The sequence below is a fragment of the Pseudarthrobacter sp. NS4 genome (assembly GCF_024758005.1).
In the GTDB taxonomy this organism is placed as follows: domain Bacteria; phylum Actinomycetota; class Actinomycetes; order Actinomycetales; family Micrococcaceae; genus Arthrobacter.
In genome coordinates this window covers 2,288,235-2,309,258 of record NZ_CP103288.1, presented here as the reverse complement: position 1 = coordinate 2,309,258, position 21,024 = coordinate 2,288,235, and the positions used below count along the sequence as shown (strand labels likewise).

The following is a 21,024-nucleotide window of genomic DNA, read 5'->3' as shown; positions in this document are numbered from 1 at the left end:
ACCGGCAGGAACCGTACCTGGGATCCTGCCACGCGAACGAACACCCCGCGCCGTCCAGTGCGCGGACCAAGAAGGGTAAGAAAACAGCTCATGAAGTCGCAGGAGATCACAAAGCGCTGGGTGGACTTTTTTGTCAGCAAGGGCCACACGGCGGTTCCCTCCGCATCGCTGGTCTCCAGCGACCCCTCGCTGCTTTTCACGGTGGCCGGCATGGTTCCGTTCATTCCCTACCTCACCGCCCGCGAAGAAGCCCCCTACTCCCGGGCCACCAGTGTGCAGAAGTGCATCCGCACGGGCGACATCGAAGAAGTGGGCAAGACGGCACGGCACGGAACCTTCTTCCAGATGTGCGGCAACTTCTCCTTCGGGGACTACTTCAAGGAAGACGCCATCAGGTTCGCGTGGGAACTGCTCACCAAGAGCGTTGACGACGGCGGCTATGGACTTGCGCCCGAACTGCTGTGGGTGACGGTCTACGAAGAGGACGACGAAGCCAAGGAACTGTGGCTGAAAAACACCGGCGTGCCCGCCGAGCGCATCCAGAAGATGGGCAAGTCGGACAACTACTGGCACACCGGCCAGCCCGGCCCGGCCGGCCCCTGTTCGGAAATCTACTACGACCGCGGCCCCGCCTACGGCATTGAAGGCGGTCCGCTGGCGGACGAAACCCGCTACATCGAGATCTGGAACCTCGTGTTCATGCAGTACCAGATCGAAAATGTCCGTTCCAAGGAAGACTTCGATGTGGTGGGCGAGCTGCCCAAGCGCAACATCGACACCGGCCTTGGCATGGAGCGCCTGGCCATGATCCTGCAGGGTGTCGAAAACATGTACGAGACGGACCAGGTCCGGCCCGTCATCGACAAAGCTGCCGAACTTTCGGGCAAGGAATACACCTCCGCGGAAACCGACGAGGATCCGCACCACACGGACGACGTGCGGATGCGCGTCGTCGGTGACCACATCCGCTCGGCCCTGATGCTGATTTCCGACGGTGTCACCCCTTCCAATGAGGGCCGCGGATACGTCCTGCGCCGCCTCATCCGGCGTGCCGTCCGCTCTATGCGCCTTCTCGGTGTGGAGCAGGCCTGCCTGCCCGACCTGCTGCCGGCCTCCCGGGACGCCATGAAGGGCGTGTACCCGATTGTCGAAACCGATTTCGCCCGGATCAGCCGCATCGCCTACGCCGAGGAGAAAGCCTTCCTTCGCACCATCGCCTCCGGTACGGCACGCCTTGAAGACGCCGTGAGGGAGTCCAAGGCCGCAAACAAGCCGCTGTCCGGCGCCGATGCCTTCGCCCTGCACGACACCTACGGCTTCCCCATCGACCTCACCCTGGAAATGGCTGAAGAGGCGGGGCTGAAGGTGGATGAAGCAGCCTTCCGCAGCCTCATGCTGGAGCAGCGCCAGCGCGCCCAGGCCGACGCGAAGGGCAAGAAGGGCGGCCACGCAGACCTCTCCGCCTTCCAGGAGATCCTCGGCCAGGGCGAGACGGTCTTCACCGGCTACACCGAGCTCGACGGCGAGTCCCGTGTCCGCGGGTTGCTGGCGGCCGGCCGGCCGGTACAGCAGGCTTCAACCGGGGATGAGATCGAGCTGGTGCTCGCGGAGACCCCGTTCTACGCTGAAGCCGGTGGACAGGCCGCCGATACCGGGCTCATCACAGGTGACGGGTTCGTCGTCGAGGTCCTCGACGTCCAGCGGCCACTGAAGGGCCTCAGCGTGCACAAGGCCATCGTGCGGGAGGGCGAGATCGGATCTGATTCCCTGGTCCGCGCCGCCGTTGACCGTGACCGCCGGCATGCTGCCGAGCAGGCCCACACCGGCACGCACATTGTGCACGCCGCACTCCACCAGATCCTCGGGCCTGAAGCCACCCAGCGCGGGTCCTTCAACAAAGCCGGTTACCTGCGCTTCGACTTCGCCTGGGGCGAGGGACTGAGCACCGCCACCCGGTCGGAAATCGAGGAAGTCTCCAACCTGGCCATCCGCAACAACTACGCTGTGGAAACCAAGGTCATGGGATTGACCGAGGCCAAGGCCCTGGGCGCGATGGCGCTCTTTGGCGAGAACTACGGCAGCGAAGTCCGTGTTGTGGAAATCGACGGCGCCTGGTCCCGCGAGCTCTGCGGCGGCACCCACGTTGCCAACACCTCGCTGATCGGAAGCCTCTCCCTCCTTGGCGAGCAGTCCGTCGGATCAGGAAACCGCCGGGTTGAGGCCTTCGTGGGCATGGACGCCTTCCGGCACCTCGCCGCCGAGCGCGCCCTGGTGACGGAACTGACCGACATGCTGAAGGTTCCCTCCGGGCAGCTGGCAGACAGGATCGCGGCCACGCTCGCCAAGCTTAAGGCAACCGAGAAGGAGCTGGACCGCCTGCGCAAGGAGCAGCTCCTTGCCGCCGCTGCCCAGCTGGTCAACAGCGCCAGGGACGCCGCGGGCGTTAGCATCATCGCCCACGACACCGGCACGGTAAGCGGCGCCGACGACCTCCGGGGACTGGCCCTCGACCTGCGGAACCGCCTGGGTTCCGCAGCAGCCACCGTGGCCGTGGCCGGCGTAACAAACGACCGCCCGATGATCCTGGTCGCCACCAACGAAGCAGCCCGGGCTGCCGGGGTCAAGGCCGGTGCCCTGGTACGGCTGGCGGCCGGCATCCTCGGCGGTGGCGGCGGCGGCAAGGACGACGTCGCCCAGGGCGGCGGCACCGACGCCGGCAAGGTGGGGGCAGCCCTGGCAGCCGTCGTCGACGCCGTCGAACGGCGCTAATCCGGCCATGAGCAATCCTGCAGCTGCCGGCGGTTACCCCCAGGGCGTCAAACTGGGGGTGGACGTCGGCACGGTCCGGGTGGGGGTGGCCATCTGTGACCGTGATTCCATTCTCGCAACGCCCTACAAAACCTTGGACCGGAACGCCAAGAAGAACTCCGACGTCCGCGTCATCGCCAAGCTGGCCGAGGAACTGGGAGCTGTGCAGGTCATCGTAGGGCTGCCCCGGACCATGAAAGGCGAAGAGCACGCATCCGCCCGGATGGCCGGCGATTACGCTTTGCTGCTGGCCGCTGAGCTTGCCGGCCGTGGATTGGCGGTGCCGGTAAACCTGGTGGATGAACGGCTCAGCAGCGTTGCGGCCCACCGTAACCTGCACGAAGCTGGCATGAGCAGCAGGAATCACCGTAAAGTAGTGGATCAGGTCGCGGCGGCAGGTATCCTTCAGCACGCCATCGACATGCAGAAAGCCAGGGGAGCGGACGTCGGCTCACGCGTGACGGCGCCATCCCCTTCAGTGGACCTGGGGGTCAGCGAGGTGGACCAGTCTGTCCCCGCCAGCCCGGGGGACACGGACCGATCTTCAGATAATGGAAGGCAACAGTGAGCCCTGCCAACATTGACGACGCTTCCGGCCCTTTCGGGGCCGGGACAGCGAAGCCGTTGACCCGCAAGGAAATACGGGCACGCGAAAAGAGCCACAACACCGGCGATCAGGACATTGTTCCCGAGCAGGCATACGAAACGGGACATGATGTTCCGCCGCCCCCCGCCGATCCGCCTGCCGTTCCCGCACCGCCGGTTCAGCACGTTCCCGACGCGCAGCACGTTCCCGCAGCTCCTGAGACGCCTCCTTCCATCCAGGAAACACTTCCCGCCGAAGTGGAACACCACGCTGAACCTGCTGCGTCACCTGAGGACGTTCAGTATCAGGGGCATGCCCGGCACGACGGAATGTCTGGCGACGATGCGACTGACACCCACGCTGAGCCCGCTTTGGTGGGGTACCAGCATGCAGCCGATACCCACTACGCCGACCCACTGCACCATGCGGCCGGGCATGACTATCAGGAAGGCGTACACCATGGGCAGGGGTATCAGGACGAGGCCCACTACGGGGACGGCCATCCCGGCCCCAGCCACTACGACGTGCACCACGACGCCGGAACCCACCATGAGTTCCTCCCCGGTTCATCCGCAGCACAGGTAGTGGCCAAACCCTCCAAGAAGGTCCGGCGCAACAGGAGGATCCTGGCGCTCTTCCTGACACTCGCGGTGTTCGTCACGGCCGTGGCTGTGGGCGCCCAGTTCCTTAAGCCCCTCCTTGGCACCGATAAGCCCAGCGATTTCCCGGGCCCGGGATCCGGAGAGGTCCAGGTGACGGTGGATAACGGTGAAGGCACGCGCTCGGTTGCCACCGATCTCGAAAGCAAGGGCGTCGTGGCCAACGCCGACACGTTCCTGCAGGCGTTCAACGCTTCGGGCGGAACGCTGTCGCCGGGTGACTACACCTTCAAGGCCGAGATGAAGAACGCCGACGCCGTCAAGGTGCTGCTTGGCCAGGACAAAACCAAGGTCATCTACTTTGCCTTGAGCGCCGGGCTGCGCATCGGCGAATCGCTCCAGGCCATCTCCGAGGGATCCGGCATATCGATGCAGGACCTGCAGGCATTAAGCGACCAGCCGGCGCAGTTCGGCCTGCCCGGGAATGCGAAGAACCTGGAAGGCTACCTTGCACCGGGGGAGCACCGCTTCCCGCTTGGTACACCGGCAAAGGACATCCTGCAGGCCCTGGTCAAAATAACGGTCGACGAACTCGTTGAGCAGGGAATTTCCGATCCTGCCAAGCAGTACGAGGCCGTCATCGTCGCCAGCATCGTCCAGGCCGAGGGGGGACAGGCAGAGTACGGCGACGTGGCCGGTGCCATCTACAACCGGCTCGAGCCCAACGACCAGACCAACGGCTTCCTGCAGGTGGACTCAGCGGTCACCTACGGTCTTGGCACCAAGAGCTACAACTTCACGGACGAGCAGCGCCGGGACAAGTCGAATCCGTACAACACGTACGCCAACCCGGGCCTTCCGCCGGGACCCATCGGTTCGCCGGGCAAGACGGCCATCGACGCTGCGGCCAAGCCAAAGTCCAATGACTTCCTGTACTGGGTGACCATCAACCTGGACACCAAGGAAACAAAGTTCTCCCGGACCCTGGCCGAACACAACGTCTATGTGGAGCAGTACAACGCCTGGTGCATGGCAAATGTGGGCCGCTGCACATGAGTTTGCGGGCCGCCGTCCTGGGCCACCCGATCAGCCATTCGAAGTCTCCGGCACTGCACCTTGCTGCCTACACGCAGCTCGGCATCGGGATCAGTTACACGGCAATTGACGTCACCGGGGAGCTGCTGCCGTCGCTGATGCGGCAGATCCGCGACCAGCCGGGGTGGCGCGGGCTGTCGGTCACCATGCCGCTGAAGACCGCCATGCTCAGCCACGTGGACGAAGTACGCGGCGTCGCCCGGACACTGGGCGTGGTGAACACCGTTTCCTTTGAAGACCACGATGGAGCGCCAAAGGCCATCGGCTCCAACACCGACGTGGCCGGAATCGTCAACGCCCTCCGTCACGCCGGGACGGGAGCAGCCCCCTCTGCTGTCGTCCTCGGGGGCGGGGGAACCGCAGCGTCGGCCGTCGCGGCCCTGAAGGAACTCGGGACGGACAACGCCCAGGTCTTTGTCCGGGACGTGTCCCGCACAGCGGACGTACGCGCGGCAGCCGCAAGCCTTGGCGTGGGCCTGCACATTCGTCCCCTCGCTGAAGCGGCCCAGCCAACGGCCAGTGCCGACGTCGTCATCTCCACCCTCCCGCCCCGGGCGGCAGACTCTCTCGCGGCCGGGATCGCAGCCCTCAAAACCCCAACGCCTGGCGTACTGCTGGACGTGGCGTACGATCCCTGGCCAAGCCTGATCGCCTCCGTGTGGCAGGCAGGCGGCGGCGCCGTTGTGCCCGGCCTGGAAATGCTGCTGTACCAGGCCGTGGAGCAGGTGCGCCTTTTCACCCGCCGCGGAGATGACGTTAATGCAGCTGTCATAGATGTGATGTGTGACGCAGTCGGCCTTGCCCGACGGGCGTTGTGACCGCCCTACGTGGCAGGATGGAAATTATGTTGCGTTGGTTGACTGCCGGTGAATCCCATGGTCCGGCTCTGATGGGAATTATTGAAGGCGTCCCCGCCGGTGTGGAAATCACCAGCGGGCACATCGCAGACTCTCTGGCCCGCCGGCGCCTGGGCTACGGGCGGGGCGCACGCATGAAGTTTGAACAGGACGTGGTCACCATCCTCGGCGGCGTCCGTCATGGCCTCACCCAGGGCGGCCCCGTTGCCATCCAGGTGGGCAACACCGAATGGCCCAAGTGGGAGCAGATCATGTCAGCGGATCCGGTGGATCCCGAACTGCTCGCCGAACAGGCGCGGAATGCCCCCCTGACCCGGCCACGGCCCGGCCACGCCGACTTCACGGGCATGCAGAAGTACGGATTCGGCGAAGCCCGTCCCGTCCTGGAGCGGGCCAGCGCCCGCGAAACCGCAACCCGGGTTGCCATGGGCACCGTGGCAGCGCAGTTCCTCAAGCACCTTGGGATCGAACTGGTCAGCCACACCGTCTCCATCGCCAGCGTGACCGTTCCGGAGGGACGTCCCCTGCCTGTCCCGGCCGACGTGATCGCGCTTGACGCTGATCCGCTGCGCTGCTTCGACCGTGAAACCTCGGACGCCATGGTGGCGGAAGTGGATGCCGCGCACAAGGAAGGCGAAACCCTCGGCGGCGTGGTGGAAGTCCTCGCGTACGGCCTTCCCCCGGGACTGGGCAGCTACGTGCACTGGGACCGGCGGCTGGACTCCAGGCTGGCGGCCGCCCTGATGGGCATCCAGGCCATCAAGGGAGTGGAAGTAGGTGACGGTTTCCTCACCGCTGCACGCCGCGGTTCGGCTGCCCACGATGAAATTGTCCGGGACGCAGACGGCCGGATCATCCGTACCAGCAACCGCGCAGGCGGCATCGAAGGCGGCATGAGCATCGGGGACGTCCTTCGTGTCCGTGCTGCCATGAAGCCCATCGCCACAGTGCCCCGTGCACTGAGGACCATCGACGTGAGTACCGGCGAGCCTGCGAAGGCACACCACCAGCGCTCGGACGTCTGTGCTGTCCCCGCAGCCGGCGTCGTGGCCGAAGCCATGGTGGCGCTGGTCCTGGCCGAGGCCATTACCGAGAAGTTCGGCGGAGACTCCGTGGCCGAAACCGCCCGGAACATCAAGGGTTACCTGGACAACATTCCGGCGTCCCTGGACTCGATCGGCCAGTAGTGCCGCACCGGAGCAACACTGGTCCTGTCGGCGACCGGCCGATCGTCCTGATCGGTCCGATGGCTGTGGGCAAGTCTGCAATAGGGCAGCAGCTGGCCCAGCAGCTGGGTGCCCCCTTCGTGGATACCGACGCCGTCATCGTGGCGGCGCACGGCTCCATAACCGAGATCTTCGCTGGGCGCGGTGAACATGCGTTCCGCGAGATTGAGGCCCGGACGGTTGCCGGCGCGGTCGAGGCCGCTGAAGGCACCACCACCGTGATCTCCCTTGGCGGCGGGGCTGTCCTTGATTCCGGAACCCAGCAGCTGCTCAGCCGCTGCACAGTTGTATATCTCGAATGCGACGCCAATACCGTCGCCAGCCGGATCGCCCGCAATTCCGGGCGGCCACTGCTGGCAGGGGACGCCATGGGGCGCTGGACAGCAATGTTCGCCACCCGCAAGCCGGTCTACGAACGGCTGGCAGACATCACCCTGGACGTGCGCCACGGCTCGGTTTCCGACCTTGGAGCGCGGCTCGAAGCAGCACTGCGGAACTACGCAGCTGCCAAACAGGAAGTTGAAAAGTGAGCACCGAATCAACAGTGATCAAGGTCACCGGCGAATCCGCCGCGAATAACTACGACGTCGTCGTCGGACGCGGGCTGCTGGGTGACCTTCCGGGGCTGCTCGGAGAACGCGTCCGGCGTGTCCTGGTCATCCACCCGCGTGCCCTTCGGCTCACCGGCGACACGGTGCGGGATGAGCTGGCAGCCGCCGGCTTCACCTCCCTGACGGCGGAGATACCGGATGCCGAGGAAGGCAAGCACATCCAGGTAGCCGCTTTTTGTTGGCAGGTCCTGGGGCAGAACGACTTCACCCGCTCGGACGCCATTGTTGCCGTGGGCGGGGGAGCGGTCACGGACCTCGCCGGTTTTGTCGCCGCGACGTGGCTGCGTGGCGTCAAAGTCATCCACATGCCCACCAGCCTGCTGGGAATGGTGGACGCCTCCGTTGGCGGGAAGACCGGCATCAACACCGCCGAGGGCAAGAACCTGGTGGGCGCATTCCACCCACCGGCCGCGGTACTCGCTGACCTGGACGCGTTGAACACGCTGCCCAAAAACGAAATCATCTCCGGCATGGCCGAGGTCATCAAGTGCGGTTTCATCGCCGATCCCGCCATCCTGGACCTGGTGGAAAAGGACACTGCGGCCGTGGTGGACCCCCAGTCGGACACCATCCGGGAACTCATCGAAAGGGCCATCGCCGTCAAGGCGAAGGTGGTCTCGGAGGACCTGAAGGAATCCGGGCTGCGTGAAATCCTCAACTACGGGCACACCCTGGGCCACGCCATCGAACTGGTGGAGCGCTATTCCTGGCGCCATGGGGCTGCCGTGTCCGTGGGTATGATGTTCGCCGCTGAACTGGCCCGGAGCGTGGGACGCCTCAGCGATGCCGATGCCGACCGGCACCGCAGCATCCTGGACGGGATGGGGCTTCCCGTCACGTACCGCCGGGACCGCTGGCAGGGCCTCCTGGACGGGATGCGCCGCGACAAGAAGTCCCGGGGTGACCTGCTGCGCTTCGTTGTGCTGGACGGCGTCGCCAAGCCGGGAATACTGGACGTTCCGGATACGTCGCTCCTGTTCGCCGCCTACCAGGAAATTGCCTCCTGATGCAGGGCGATGTGACGGGTACAGCAGACTGGCCGGAAGCGGGGTTCCCTGGGATCCGGATCAACCCGGAAACCCTGCTGCCCGAGATGGTCAACGAGGATGCATGCCGGGAGGCCCTGGCGGCCTCAGCCGATCCTGCGGACCATATTTTTGTCCTCCTCGTGGAAGGGCACGCATCCGAGGCTGCCGAACTGCTGGCCGAAGCCCGGTTCAAGGATCCCGAATCCTTCCGGCTGCGTGCCTTTGAAGCCGAAGTCCTCCGGGTCACCAACCGCCTGGACCGGGCCGTGGAGCTTTTCCGCCAACTCCTTGCCGAGGTCCAGGGGACGCCGCGGGAAGCACTGGTCCTGCAGTTCCTTGGCAAGACCCAGTACACCGCCGGCCAGACCTCCGCGGCGGTTGAGTCGTTCGCGCGTGCCCTGGACCTGCAGGTTGCAGAGTCGGCGGACGCGGCGCTGATCTATTCGTCCACACTGTCCCTTCAGCGGGCGCGGGACGTCCTTGACCTGGCCTGCTGAACCAGCCCGAATGGACCACCGGGAAGCTTGCGGTCATTTACCGGTAGAATGGTTCTTGGATTTTTTCGAAACACGCGATTTTTGACAAACACGCGCCGGCAAGCCGTTTTGGCCTGCCCGGCCGGCATAGAACGTCTGACTACGTAACCAGACACAGAAACCAGAGGAAACCAGTGGCAACCACTAACGACATCAAGAACGGAACGGTCCTGAAGCTTGAGGGCCAGCTCTGGAACATCATTGAATTCCAGCACGTCAAGCCTGGCAAGGGTGGCGCCTTTGTACGGACCAAGATGCGCAACGTGATGTCCGGCAAGGTTGTGGACAAGACGTTCAACGCCGGCCTCAAGATCGAGACCGCCACCGTGGACCGCCGCGACTACCAGTACCTGTACCAGGACGGCGCGGACTTCGTATTCATGGACACCTCGGACTACGACCAGATCACGGTCTCGGGTGCCACCGTGGGCGATGCCACCAACTTCATGCTCGAAAACCAGATGGTCAACATCGCCATCCATGAGGGCACCCCGCTTTACCTTGAACTGCCGCCGAGCGTCGTGCTGGAGATCACCTACACCGAACCGGGCCTGCAGGGCGACCGTTCCTCGGCAGGCACCAAGCCGGCCACCCTGGAAACCGGCTACGAGATCCAGGTTCCGCTGTTCATCGAGAACAACACCAAGGTCAAGGTGGACACCCGTGACGGCAGCTACCTCGGCCGGGTCACCGAGTAGTGAGCGCACGCGGTAAAGCCCGCAGCAGGGCCCTGGACGTTCTTTTCGAGGCCGAGCAACGTTCGGTATCTGCTTTCGACGTCCTTCGGGCACGCCGGGAAAAGACGGACCAGATAGTCAATCCCTACACCTTGGAAATCGTTGAGGGCGTGCTGTCCCAGCAACCCGCAATCGATGAATTCCTGGAAACCTACTCCCAGGGCTGGAGCCTTGAACGGATGCCGTCCGTGGACCGCATCATCCTGCGGATCGGTACCTGGGAACTTCTGTACAACGACGACGTCCCGGACGGAGTGGCGGTCAGCGAAGCCGTGTCGCTGGCCAAGACCCTTTCCACCGACGAGTCGCCCCAGTTCATCAACGGCCTCCTGGGCCGCCTGCAGCAGCTGAAGCCTTCGCTGCTCGCCTAGCAGGCCGGGTCACCTGACTGCAGCCGAAGGGCCGGCCTCCACCACCGTGGAGGGCCGGCCCTTTCGCTGTTTAACTTCCCCCCGGCACAGGCCTCAACCGGCTACTGCCGCCCGCAGGGCGAGGATGCGTTGCAGCTGTTGCCTCTCCTCAGCCTGGTGCAGCTGGACGTCGCGTCCACTGAGGATGCGCTGCCTGGTGTTCGCGAGGTGCGTCGCGGCTTTCAGGAATTCCTTCATCTGCCGTTTCCTGCCGTAGCCGCTCGCCCAGCTCAGGGCCGTGCGCCGGCCGCCCAGCGTCGCCAGAAGCTCCACCTCGGCCGGCGTGAACCAGCCTGCGGCGGAGTATTCAAGCAGCCTTTGGCGCGTCAGCCGCTTCTCCGCCACCCGCAACAGGATGATGCCGCCTATCGCCAGGAAGAAGATGGGGACCTGGACCAGGATGTAGTCCACCAGGAAGCCCTGGCCCATGCTGTTCCAGCGGTTGTGCAGGATCATGGCCGGCAGGAGCCCCACAAAGAACGCGGCAACAGAGGCGCCCGCATGCCAGCGCCTGGCCGCAAAACCCATGATGAGGCCGGTAGTGCCCGTAAAAATCGCATGGGCGAAGGGGGACATAACACCGCGGAGGAAAAAGACCTGGGCGAAGTCGCTAGCCGGGCTCGCCGACTCCGCGATGGCCCTGCCGAAGTAGAGGATGTTTTCGGTAAAGGCGAAACCTCCCGCAATGGTGAACGCGAACACCACCCCGTCCACCGGCCCGTCAAAATGCCTCCTGGCGAAGAGCAGAAGCAGGAGCAGGCCCAGGGATTTTGCAAACTCCTCAACAATGGGCGCCTGCACAGTGGCCATGTATGTCTGCAGGTCCGGGACGTCGGAAAACTGGAACGCCAGCACGAAGAACGGCTGGATGAGGAGCGTCACGGCAATGGACACCGCCGCGCCCCAGGTAAAGGCAAAATACAGCAGCCGTTTCGGCTCGGGCTCCCACTTGTCGATGACATAAACAGCCAGGAGCACCACGGAAAGCGGGAGCAGCGACGCAAGGAATCCAATTAGGAACCCAGCCGTGCCGGTGTTCGACAACAGGAAGGGCACCACCAGGAACAGGCTGAGGAACGCCAGGGCGGTGCCGGCCACCGTAAGCCCCAGCAGCCCGCCGCGTGTCCGTGCCGCGCTGATTGCCGCGCCCTGGTACTGCGGCGGCACCACCGCATGCACGGGCATGCCCTGGTGCCCCGGGGCGGGGCGGTAGTTTTCCGGCTGGACATGGCCCATCCAGCTCGGATTCGCCTCACTTGGCAGTGGCGCGGGCCTCCCGAAATGCGGCTCTTCCGGCTGGCCGGGTGACGGGTGGCGGGGATACATCGACATATCCGAAAGCCTAGGGGGGAGGCGGCGCGGTACCAAGGACCTCAGGACGGCGGCGGACCGGATGTGACCATCAACGCTTTCTGCCGGCACCCGTCCGGGGGAACCCGTGTGGTAATTTTGGAACGCACATGATCCTTTTTTAATTCCGTCCTGTGAGGCGGGGAAAGGGGAGACGAGCGTTGACTTCTGTCACCAGCGCACCGGTTCCAGCCAGGGTAGTCCTTAGCCAGGCAGACATTGACCGGGCACTCACTCGTATCGCCCATGAGATTCTCGAGGCCAACAAGGGATCCCAGGACCTCGTCCTGCTGGGCATTCCCCGCCGCGGTTATCCGCTGGCAGTCCGGCTGGCTGAAAAAATCGCCGCCGCAGACAACACCGTTGATGCCGCCGCCATTGTGGGCCAACTGGATGTCACCATGTTCCGGGATGACCTCTCCCACCAGGGGACGCGTCCGCCCTATCCCACAAAGTTGCCGCGTACGGGCATCGACAACAAAGTCGTGGTCCTGATCGACGACGTCCTTTACTCCGGCCGCACCATCCGCGCCGCCCTGGATGCCCTCATCGACCTCGGACGTCCCCGCATCGTCAGGCTCGCCGTGCTGATCGACCGCGGCCACCGGGAACTTCCCATCCGCGCGGACCATGTAGGAAAGAATCTCCCCACGTCCTCCGCGGAAAAAGTCCGGGTCCGGCTCGAAGAGATCGACACGCCCCCCGGCGGCACCCCCGTCAATGAAGTAGTGATCGAAGGCGGATCGTGAAGCACCTGCTCTCCACCCAGGACCTCAGCCTTTCGAACGCCATCCGCATCCTGGACACCGCCGAGGAAATGGCGGCAGTCGGGGACCGGGAAGTCAAGAAGCTGCCCGCCCTGCGGGGCCGCACGGTGGTGAACCTCTTCTTCGAGGACTCCACCCGGACCCGCATCTCCTTCGAAGCCGCTGCCAAGCGCCTCTCCGCGGACGTCATCAACTTCGCCGCCAAGGGATCCTCGGTGTCCAAGGGGGAATCCCTGAAAGACACAGCCCAGACGCTGTCCGCGATGGGTGCGGACGCCGTCGTGATCCGCCATTGGGCCTCCGGCGCACCCCACCGGCTGGCTTCGACGGACTGGATCGATGCCGCCGTCATCAACGCCGGGGACGGCACCCATGAACATCCCACGCAGGCACTTCTGGACGCATTCACCATGCGCCGGCACTGGGCCCGCCTGGCCGGCACCGGCTCCGAAGGCGCCGACCTCAAGGGCATGCGCGTAGCAATTGCCGGCGACGTCCTGCATTCCCGGGTTGCCCGATCCAACGTCTGGCTCCTGCGCACCCTCGGCGCGGACGTCACCCTGGTGGCCCCGCCTACGCTGCTGCCCATCGGCGTCGACAAGTGGCCCTGCAAGGTCAGCTACAACCTGGACGAAACACTCGCGGGAGGCGTGGATGCGGTCATGATGCTCCGCGTGCAGGGCGAACGGATGAACGCGTCCTTCTTCCCCAGCACCCGTGAGTACTCGCGCCGCTGGGGCTTCGACGACAACCGCCTCCGGTCCCTGGACAACCTCGGCATGAAGGACACCATCATCATGCACCCCGGCCCCATGAACCGGGGCCTGGAAATCTGCGCGGCCGCCGCGGACTCACCGCGGTCCACCGTGCTGGCACAGGTCCGCAACGGCGTTTCCGTGCGGATGGCCGCACTTTACCTGCTGCTCTCCGGGGACACCCGCGAACCAGCCGCCACCCCGGTCATGGCTATTTCAGCCGGCACCGCCCATTCCACCAAGGAGAGCAACTGATGGCAGCCAACACCGGAACCTACCTGATCCGAGGCGCCGCCATCCTGGGCGGGGATCCGGCGGACCTGCTCATCCGTGACGGCATCATCGCCGAAACCGGCACCGGCCTTTCGGCTGACGGCGGCACCGTCATCGACGCCGCAGGTTTGGTGGCACTCCCGGGAATGGTGGACGTGCACACCCACCTCCGTGAACCCGGCCGCGAGGACGCCGAAACGGTGGAAACGGGGACCCGCGCCGCAGCGCTGGGCGGCTACACCGCGGTACACGCCATGGCCAACAGCACGCCGGTGGCCGACACCGCCGGCGTGGTGGAGCAGGTTTACTCGCTGGGCCAGGCGGCCGGCTGGGTTGACGTCCGCCCCGTGGGTGCCGTCACCGTAGGCCTCGCTGGGGAGCAACTCGCGGAACTGGGCGCCATGGCCGATTCCCGTGCCCGGGTCCGCATGTTCTCCGACGACGGCATCTGTGTCCACGATCCCGTGCTGATGCGCCGGGCGCTGGAGTACGTCAAGGCGTTCGACGGTGTAGTGGCCCAGCATGCGCAGGAGCCGCGGCTCACGGCCGGCGCCCAGATGAACGAAGGCGAAGTGTCCGCCGTGCTGGGGCTCACCGGATGGCCGGCGGTTGCCGAGGAAAGCATCATCGCCCGCGACGTCCTGCTGGCGCAGCATGTAGGCTCCCGCCTGCACGTCTGCCACGTTTCCACCGCAGGTTCGGTGGAAATCATCCGCTGGGCCAAGGAACGCGGCATCAACGTTACCGCCGAGGTAACGCCGCACCACCTGCTGCTGACCGATGACCTGGTCCGCAGCTACGACCCCGTCTACAAGGTCAACCCGCCGCTGCGCACGGACGCGGACGTCCAGGCGCTGCGGGCGGGGCTGGCGGACGGCACCATCGACGTTGTGGGTACCGACCACGCCCCGCACCCCAGCGAGCACAAGGAATGTGAGTGGGCACAGGCCGCCATGGGCATGACCGGCCTGGAGACCGCGTTGTCAGTGGTGCAGGACACCATGATTGAAACGGGCCTGATGACCTGGGCGGATTTCGCGCGCGTCACCTCCACCGCGGCGGCAAAAATCGGCCGGCTCGAGGACCAGGGCAGGCCGCTGGAGGCAGGGGAGCCTGCCAACGTCATCCTGGTGGATCCTGCCGCACGCTGGACCGTGGACCCCTTCCAAATGGCCACCATGGGCCGCAATTCGCCCTTCAAGGGCCGGGAACTGCCGGGCAAGGTGGTGGCCACGTTCTTCAAGGGACACCCCACCGTCCTGGACGGCCGGCTCAACACGCCGTTTACCTCCGCAGCAGCTCGCGCCGGCGCCGCCTGATGGACAAAATCCTTCCCGGACTCCTGATGCTGGCGATCATCGCCGTCGTCTTTGTCCTGCTGGCCATCGGCTGGCGGAACCGCCTGAAGCGCCAGGCCGACGTCGAACAATTGCCGCCGGTGCCCACGGCACCCGGCGAGCCGCTCGCCACCGCCGAGGGACAGTACGTCGCTTCCACCACCGGCGGCGACTGGCTGGACCGGATCGCCGTGCATGGCCTGGGCATCCGCACCAACTCAACCCTTGCGGTGTACCGGCACGGTGTCCTGTTCGACCGTTCCGGCGCCCCGGACCTCTACATCCCTGCCGCCTCCCTCGGCGGCGTACGGCAGGACAGCGGCATGGCCGGCAAGTTCGTAGAGAAGGACGGCCTGCTGGTGGTGACGTGGATGCTCGGCTCCCACGAGCTCGATACCGGCTTCCGCACCCGCCGTGCCGCAGACAAGGACCTGCTGTACACAGCACTTCAGGAATTGATCTCGTCAGCCCCGGCGGCCGACGCCAACAGTGGAAAGTAAGACAGTGACGGACCACGCAGTGAACACACCAGCAGCAACACACCCAGCAGTGAAAGCGAATACAGTGACATCACCTACCTCCGCCCAGGCAGCCCTTGTCCTCGAAGACGGCCGCATTTTCCGCGGGACCAGCTACGGCGCCACCGGAACGGCGTTGGGCGAGGCCGTCTTCGCCACCGGCATGACCGGGTACCAGGAAACCATCACGGACCCTTCCTATGCCCGCCAGCTGGTAGTCCAGACCGCTCCCCACATCGGAAACACCGGCGTCAACAGCGAGGACGCCGAGTCCCGCCGCATCTGGGTTGCCGGCTACATCGTCCGTGACGCCGCCCGCCGGCCCTCCAACTGGCGCTCAGAGCGCTCCCTTGACGAGGAACTGGCCGAGCAGGGGATCGTGGGCATCCAGGGCGTTGACACCCGCGCCATCACGCGGCACCTGCGCGAACACAAGACCATGCGCGCCGGCATCTTCTCCGGTGAATCAGCCCAGGCGACGGACAAGGAACTCCTCGAAGCCGTCCTGGCCAGCGCCCCCATGGAAGGTGCCCGACTCGCTGAAGAAGTCAGCGTGGACGAGGCCTACGTGGTGGAACCCAAAGACCACGGCTGGGACGGCGAACCCCGGTTCAGCATCGCCGCCGTCGACCTTGGTATCAAGGCCATGACACCCGTCCGGTTCGCCGAGCGCGGCGTCCGCGTCCATGTCCTCCCGGCCACCGCCACCCTGGAAGACGTCAAGGCCGTCAACCCCGACGGCTTCTTCATGTCCAACGGCCCCGGCGACCCCGCCACCGCTGACGCCCAGGTCAAGCTGCTCCGCTCCGTCCTGGACGAGAAGCTGCCCTACTTCGGCATCTGCTTCGGCAACCAGATCCTGGGCCGCGCACTGGGCTTCGGTACCTACAAGCTCCGCTACGGCCACCGCGGCATCAACCAACCCGTCATGGACCGCCGCACCGGGAAGGTGGAAATCACCTCCCAGAACCACGGCTTTGCCGTGGACGCACCGCTCGACGGCGCCACCCAGGCTCCGGAGGCACGCTACGGGCGCGTCGAGGTCAGCCACGTCAGCCTGAACGACGACGTCGTTGAAGGCCTCGCCTGCCTGGACATCCCGGCGTTCTCCGTGCAGTACCACCCCGAGGCGGCTGCCGGGCCCCACGACGCCGCCTACCTCTTTGACCGATTCATCGGACTGATGGAGGGAACGCGGGACGGCAGGACCGCCAACCTGTCCAAGGACCCCGTGGACTCGGTGCACAACCCGATCGAACGCAACGCCGCTGACAACAAGACTGAGGACAAGAAGTAATGCCTAAGAGAACTGACCTTAAGAGCGTTCTGGTCATCGGATCGGGACCCATCGTGATCGGCCAGGCTGCCGAATTCGACTATTCCGGGACCCAGGCGCTGCGCGTCCTCAAGGAGGAGGGCCTGCGGGTCATCCTGGTGAACTCCAACCCGGCCACGATCATGACCGACCCCGAGTTCGCCGATGCCACTTACATCGAGCCCATCACCCCCGAGGTGGTGGAGAAGATCATCGCCAAGGAACGCCCGGACGCCGTCCTGCCCACCCTGGGCGGACAGACCGCGCTGAACACCGCCATCGCGCTGGACAAGAACGGCGTGCTCGAGAAGTACAACGTGGAGCTCATCGGCGCCAACATTGCCGCCATTGAGCTCGGCGAGGACCGGGAAAAGTTCAAGGGCGTGGTGGAGCGCTGCGGCGCCGAATCCGCCCGCAGCCACATCATCCACACCATGGACGAGGCCCTCAAAGCCGCCGAGGACCTGGGCTACCCGATGGTGGTCCGCCCCTCGTTCACCATGGGCGGCCTGGGCTCCGGACTGGCCTACAACGAGAATGACCTCCGCCGCATCGTGGGCCAGGGCCTGCAGTACAGCCCCACCAGCGAGGTGCTGCTCGAAGAGAGCATCCTCGGCTGGAAGGAATACGAGCTCGAGATGATGCGGGACAAGAACGACAACGTCGTGGTGGTCTGCTCCATCGAGAACTTCGACCCCGTGGGCGTGCACACCGGCGACTCCATCACGGTTGCCCCCGCACTGACCCTCACCGACCGTGAGTACCAGCGGCTGCGCGACATTTCCATCGCCGTCATCCGTGAAGTGGGCGTGGACACCGGCGGCTGCAACATCCAGTTCGCCATCGACCCCGCCACGGGCCGTGTTGTGGTCATTGAGATGAATCCCCGCGTGTCCCGCTCCTCGGCACTGGCTTCCAAGGCCACCGGTTTCGCCATCGCCAAGATCGCCACCAAGCTTTCGCTCGGCTACACGCTGGATGAGATTCCCAACGACATCACGCAGAAGACGCCGGCATCCTTCGAGCCCACGCTCGACTACGTGGTTGTCAAGGTTCCGCGGTTCGCGTTCGAGAAGTTCCCCGCCGCGGACAACACCCTCACCACCACCATGAAGTCGGTGGGCGAGGCCATGGCCATGGGCCGGAACTTCACCGAAGCCCTGCAGAAGGCCCTTCGTTCCCTGGAGCAGAAAGGCTCGCAGCTGGACTTCAGCAGCGTCCCCGAGTGGGAGGTGGCCGAGCTCATCGAAAAGGCCAAGCGCCCCACCACGGAACGCCTGCACCAGGTCCAGCGCGCCCTCCTGGGCGGCGCCACCGTGGAGCAGCTTTTTGAGGCCACGAAGATCGACCCGTGGTTCCTCGACCAGCTCCAGCTGCTGAACGAGATCTCCCACGAAATCCGCCAGGCCGGCGCCCTCACCAAGGAGATGCTCCAGCGCGCCAAGCGCCACGGCTTCTCCGATGAACAAATCGGCGCGCTCACGCACAACCCCGAGGCCGTGGTCCGGGGAGTACGGCAGGCGCTGGGCATCCGTCCCGTCTACAAGACCGTGGATACCTGTGCCGCCGAGTTCGCCGCCTACACCCCGTACCACTACTCCGCGTACGACGAGGAGGACGAGGTTGCGCTGCACTCCAAGCCGTCCATCATCATCCTCGGCTCCGGCCCCAACCGCATCGGCCAGGGCATCGAGTTCGACTACTCCTGCGTCCACGCCTCCATGGCACTGCGCAAGGCCGGCTACGAGACCGTTATGGTCAACTGCAACCCGGAAACCGTCTCCACCGACTACGACATCTCCACCCGCCTGTACTTCGAGCCCTTGACGCTCGAGGACGTCCTGGAGGTCATCGCCGCGGAGGAACGCACCGGTGGCGTGATGGGCGTCTTCGTCCAGCTCGGCGGCCAGACACCCCTGAAGCTCGCCCAGCAGCTGGCGGACGCCGGGGTTCCGATCCTGGGCACGTCCCCGGAAGCCATCGACCTTGCCGAGCACCGCGGCGCGTTCTCGCGGGTACTGGACAAGGCCGGCCTGATCTCCCCGAAGAACGGCACCGCGGTGTCCTTCGAGGACGCCAAGAAGATCGCTGACGAGATCGGCTACCCCGTCCTGGTCCGCCCGTCCTACGTACTGGGCGGCCGCGGCATGGAGATCGTCTACGACGAGCCCAACCTGTCCCGCTACATCGCCAACGCCACGGAAATCACCCCGGACCACCCGGTGCTGATCGACCGCTTCCTCGAGGACGCCGTCGAAATCGACGTTGACGCGCTCTTCGACGGCACGGACATGTACCTCGGCGGCATCATGGAACACATCGAGGAAGCCGGTATCCACTCCGGTGACTCCGCCTGCGTCCTGCCGCCCATCACGTTGGGCACCAACGTCCTGGAGCGTGTCCGCACCGCAACCCGGGCCATCGCCGAAGGCGTAGGCGTGCGCGGCCTGATCAACATCCAGTTCGCGCTGGCCTCCGACGTCCTGTACGTCCTGGAAGCCAACCCCCGCGCTTCCCGGACCGTGCCGTTCGTGTCCAAGGCCACAGGCGTGCAGATGGCCAAGGCGGCAGCCCTGATCGGCACCGGTGTCACCATCGGCCAGCTCCGCAGCGCCTACAAGATGCTGCCCGAGACCGGTGACGGATCCACCCTGCCCCTGGACGCCCCCGTCTCCGTAAAGGAGGCAGTCCTGCCGTTCAGCCGCTTCCGTACGTTGGAAGGCAAGGTTGTGGACTCACTGCTCGGCCCGGAAATGCGCTCCACCGGCGAGGTGATGGGCATCGACAAGCACTTCGACACCGCATTCGCGAAGAGCCAGGCCGCAGCCAACAACGCACTGCCCACCGAAGGCAAGATTTTCGTCTCCGTGGCAAACCGCGACAAGCGCTCCGTGATCATGGGCGTCAAGCGGCTCTCGGACCTCGGCTTCGAGATCGTCTCCACCGGCGGCACCGCCGACGTGCTGCGCCGCAACGGCATCCAGGCCACGCCGGTCCGCAAGGTGGCCGAAGGCAGCAGCGCCGAAGGCGAAGGCACCATCGCTGACCTGGTGATCGCGGGCGAGATCGACATGGTCTTCAACACGCCTTCCGGCGGCGAAGCGCGCAGCGACGGTTACGAACTCCGTGCCGCCGCAACGTCCATCGGCATCCCCTGCATCACCACGGTGGCCGAGTTCAACGCCGCCGTCCAGGCCATCGAGGCCATGCGCACCTACGAGTGGTCGGTCACCAGCCTGCAGGAACACGCCGCTGCCCTGGCCGCGTCCCAGAAGGCGGCCCTGCAGCATGCCTGAGCAGGTATCCGGCGCCGGCCGGGAGTCCTTCGGCTCCCGGCTCGGCACGGCCATGGCTGCGCGCGGCCCGCTGTGCGTGGGTATTGACCCGCATCCTGCCCTGCTGAAGAGCTGGGGACTGGACGACGACGCCGCCGGGCTGAGGCAGTTTTCGCTGACCGTCCTGGAGGCGGTGGCATCGCTCGCTGCCGCGGTCAAGCCCCAGGTGGCGCTTTACGAACGCCACGGCTCGGCCGGAATGGCCGTGCTCGAAGAGGTACTTGCTGCCGCCCGGGACGAATCGGTGCTGACCATCGCCGATGCAAAGCGGGGCGACATCGGATCCACCATGGCCGCTTACGCAGACGCATGGCTCCGGGACGGGTCCCCGCTGGCTGCGGATTCGGTGACCCTCAGCCCCTACCTGGGTTTTGAGTCCCTGCGGCCCGCGCTGGACCTCGCGGCGGAGACAGGCCGGGGAGTGTTTGTCCTGGCGCTGACCTCGAACCCGGAAGGCGCCTCTGTCCAGCACGCTGGGGGAGCGGACTCGGTGGCCCGCCGGATCACCGGCGCAGCGGCGGAGGAAAACAACCGCTACCAGGGAAGCCTTGGCTCCGTGGGGCTGGTGGTGGGCGCAACAGTCGGTACCGCGCTGACGGACCTCGACCTGGACCTGGCCGCCGTGCGCGGGCCCATCCTGGCGCCCGGCCTGGGTGCCCAGGGGGCAACGCCGGCGGACCTTCGGGCCACGTTCGGGGCCGCTTACCCGTATGTTCTGGGCACATCAAGCAGGGACATCCTGTCAGCAGGACCCGAACCGCGCGGACTCCGGGAAGCTGCCCTGCGGACGCTTGACGGGCTGCGCGGCGAATAGGCTGCCGTTTTAGGTGATGCATTGATTCAGGCAGCACCAAAGGGTAGTTTCAGGACAGGTCCAAGGG

18 protein-coding genes are annotated in these 21,024 nt (G+C 65.5%); 17 read left to right on the top strand and 1 reads right to left on the bottom strand.

Annotated features, from left to right (window positions below; translation table 11 throughout):
- Nucleotides 1-90 precede the first annotated feature (90 nt).
- From alaS to nusB, 10 genes are all read left to right on the top strand, one after another.
- Nucleotides 91-2,769: an alanine--tRNA ligase gene (gene alaS / locus NXY83_RS10850; protein WP_258802256.1), complete on the top strand. Its 2,679-nt coding sequence runs from the start codon at nucleotides 91-93 to the stop codon at nucleotides 2,767-2,769.
- A gap of 7 nt (nucleotides 2,770-2,776) precedes the next feature.
- Nucleotides 2,777-3,376 (top strand): Holliday junction resolvase RuvX, encoded by a 600-nt coding sequence (gene ruvX / locus NXY83_RS10845; RefSeq protein ID WP_258802255.1) that lies wholly within the window; start codon nucleotides 2,777-2,779, stop codon nucleotides 3,374-3,376.
- The gene (mltG, locus tag NXY83_RS10840) at nucleotides 3,373-5,049 is read left to right on the top strand and encodes an endolytic transglycosylase MltG (RefSeq protein WP_258802254.1); all 1,677 of its coding nucleotides are present in this window, start codon (nucleotides 3,373-3,375) and stop codon (nucleotides 5,047-5,049) included. The genes ruvX and mltG overlap by 4 nt, the downstream gene beginning before the upstream one ends.
- Nucleotides 5,046-5,906 (top strand): shikimate dehydrogenase, encoded by an 861-nt coding sequence (locus tag NXY83_RS10835; RefSeq protein ID WP_258802253.1) that lies wholly within the window; start codon nucleotides 5,046-5,048, stop codon nucleotides 5,904-5,906. The genes mltG and NXY83_RS10835 overlap by 4 nt, the downstream gene beginning before the upstream one ends.
- Before the next feature lie 26 nt (nucleotides 5,907-5,932).
- Nucleotides 5,933-7,132: a chorismate synthase gene (gene aroC, locus NXY83_RS10830; protein ID WP_258802252.1), complete on the top strand. Its 1,200-nt coding sequence runs from the start codon at nucleotides 5,933-5,935 to the stop codon at nucleotides 7,130-7,132.
- Complete coding sequence (locus NXY83_RS10825) at nucleotides 7,132-7,701, top strand: shikimate kinase (protein WP_258802251.1); 570 nt, start codon at nucleotides 7,132-7,134, stop codon at nucleotides 7,699-7,701. The genes aroC and NXY83_RS10825 overlap by 1 nt, the downstream gene beginning before the upstream one ends.
- Nucleotides 7,698-8,789 carry a 3-dehydroquinate synthase gene (gene aroB, locus NXY83_RS10820; protein ID WP_258802250.1) on the top strand — a complete coding sequence of 364 codons (1,092 nt, stop codon included), beginning with the start codon at nucleotides 7,698-7,700 and terminating at the stop codon, nucleotides 8,787-8,789. The genes NXY83_RS10825 and aroB overlap by 4 nt, the downstream gene beginning before the upstream one ends.
- Nucleotides 8,789-9,307: a tetratricopeptide repeat protein gene (locus NXY83_RS10815; RefSeq protein WP_258802249.1), complete on the top strand. Its 519-nt coding sequence runs from the start codon at nucleotides 8,789-8,791 to the stop codon at nucleotides 9,305-9,307. Before aroB ends, NXY83_RS10815 begins: the two co-directional genes overlap by 1 nt.
- 173 nt (nucleotides 9,308-9,480) lie before the next feature.
- Entirely contained in the window at nucleotides 9,481-10,044 is a 564-nt protein-coding gene (gene efp / locus NXY83_RS10810) for an elongation factor P (protein ID WP_258802248.1), read from the top strand.
- Nucleotides 10,044-10,454: a transcription antitermination factor NusB gene (nusB, locus tag NXY83_RS10805; RefSeq protein WP_258802247.1), complete on the top strand. Its 411-nt coding sequence runs from the start codon at nucleotides 10,044-10,046 to the stop codon at nucleotides 10,452-10,454. The genes efp and nusB overlap by 1 nt, the downstream gene beginning before the upstream one ends.
- A 93-nt stretch (nucleotides 10,455-10,547) precedes the next feature.
- Here the strand turns inward: nusB and NXY83_RS10800 are convergent, their stop codons facing one another.
- Nucleotides 10,548-11,825 (bottom strand): PrsW family intramembrane metalloprotease, encoded by a 1,278-nt coding sequence (locus NXY83_RS10800; RefSeq protein ID WP_258802246.1) that lies wholly within the window; start codon nucleotides 11,823-11,825, stop codon nucleotides 10,548-10,550.
- A gap of 179 nt (nucleotides 11,826-12,004) precedes the next feature.
- Here NXY83_RS10800 and pyrR point away from each other — a divergent pair, with 179 nt between their 5' ends.
- From pyrR to pyrF, 7 genes are read left to right on the top strand one after another with little or no spacing between them, the layout of a single operon-like run.
- Complete coding sequence (gene pyrR, locus NXY83_RS10795) at nucleotides 12,005-12,592, top strand: bifunctional pyr operon transcriptional regulator/uracil phosphoribosyltransferase PyrR (RefSeq protein WP_258802245.1); 588 nt, start codon at nucleotides 12,005-12,007, stop codon at nucleotides 12,590-12,592.
- Nucleotides 12,589-13,620, top strand: a complete 1,032-nt coding sequence (locus tag NXY83_RS10790; RefSeq protein WP_258802244.1) for an aspartate carbamoyltransferase catalytic subunit — start codon at nucleotides 12,589-12,591, stop codon at nucleotides 13,618-13,620. Before pyrR ends, NXY83_RS10790 begins: the two co-directional genes overlap by 4 nt.
- Nucleotides 13,620-14,957: a dihydroorotase gene (locus tag NXY83_RS10785; protein ID WP_258802243.1), complete on the top strand. Its 1,338-nt coding sequence runs from the start codon at nucleotides 13,620-13,622 to the stop codon at nucleotides 14,955-14,957. Before NXY83_RS10790 ends, NXY83_RS10785 begins: the two co-directional genes overlap by 1 nt.
- Entirely contained in the window at nucleotides 14,957-15,475 is a 519-nt protein-coding gene (locus NXY83_RS10780; RefSeq protein WP_258802242.1) for a hypothetical protein, read from the top strand. Before NXY83_RS10785 ends, NXY83_RS10780 begins: the two co-directional genes overlap by 1 nt.
- A gap of 19 nt (nucleotides 15,476-15,494) precedes the next feature.
- A complete protein-coding gene (gene carA, locus NXY83_RS10775; RefSeq protein ID WP_397427046.1) occupies nucleotides 15,495-16,790 on the top strand; it encodes a glutamine-hydrolyzing carbamoyl-phosphate synthase small subunit in 1,296 nt (431 codons plus the stop codon).
- Nucleotides 16,790-20,104, top strand: coding sequence for a carbamoyl-phosphate synthase large subunit (gene carB / locus NXY83_RS10770; protein ID WP_258802240.1), 3,315 nt, complete (start codon nucleotides 16,790-16,792; stop codon nucleotides 20,102-20,104). The genes carA and carB overlap by 1 nt, the downstream gene beginning before the upstream one ends.
- Nucleotides 20,097-20,957 carry an orotidine-5'-phosphate decarboxylase gene (gene pyrF / locus NXY83_RS10765; protein WP_258802239.1) on the top strand — a complete coding sequence of 287 codons (861 nt, stop codon included), beginning with the start codon at nucleotides 20,097-20,099 and terminating at the stop codon, nucleotides 20,955-20,957. The genes carB and pyrF overlap by 8 nt, the downstream gene beginning before the upstream one ends.
- Nucleotides 20,958-21,024 lie beyond the last annotated feature (67 nt).

What these genes read in the sequence shown, in the direction of transcription:
- NXY83_RS10815 (WP_258802249.1), top strand. Translation starts at nt 8,789, where the DNA reads ATGCAGGGCGATGTGACGGGTACAGCAGACTGGCCGGAAGCGGGGTTC.
- pyrF (WP_258802239.1), top strand. Translation starts at nt 20,097, where the DNA reads ATGCCTGAGCAGGTATCCGGCGCCGGCCGGGAGTCCTTCGGCTCCCGG.
- NXY83_RS10780 (WP_258802242.1), top strand. Translation starts at nt 14,957, where the DNA reads ATGGACAAAATCCTTCCCGGACTCCTGATGCTGGCGATCATCGCCGTC.
- NXY83_RS10835 (WP_258802253.1), top strand. Translation starts at nt 5,046, where the DNA reads ATGAGTTTGCGGGCCGCCGTCCTGGGCCACCCGATCAGCCATTCGAAG.
- aroC (WP_258802252.1), top strand. Translation starts at nt 5,933, where the DNA reads ATGTTGCGTTGGTTGACTGCCGGTGAATCCCATGGTCCGGCTCTGATG.
- NXY83_RS10785 (WP_258802243.1), top strand. Translation starts at nt 13,620, where the DNA reads ATGGCAGCCAACACCGGAACCTACCTGATCCGAGGCGCCGCCATCCTG.
- carB (WP_258802240.1), top strand. Translation starts at nt 16,790, where the DNA reads ATGCCTAAGAGAACTGACCTTAAGAGCGTTCTGGTCATCGGATCGGGA.
- ruvX (WP_258802255.1), top strand. Translation starts at nt 2,777, where the DNA reads ATGAGCAATCCTGCAGCTGCCGGCGGTTACCCCCAGGGCGTCAAACTG.
- NXY83_RS10800 (WP_258802246.1), bottom strand. Translation starts at nt 11,825, where the DNA reads ATGTCGATGTATCCCCGCCACCCGTCACCCGGCCAGCCGGAAGAGCCG.
- alaS (WP_258802256.1), top strand. Translation starts at nt 91, where the DNA reads ATGAAGTCGCAGGAGATCACAAAGCGCTGGGTGGACTTTTTTGTCAGC.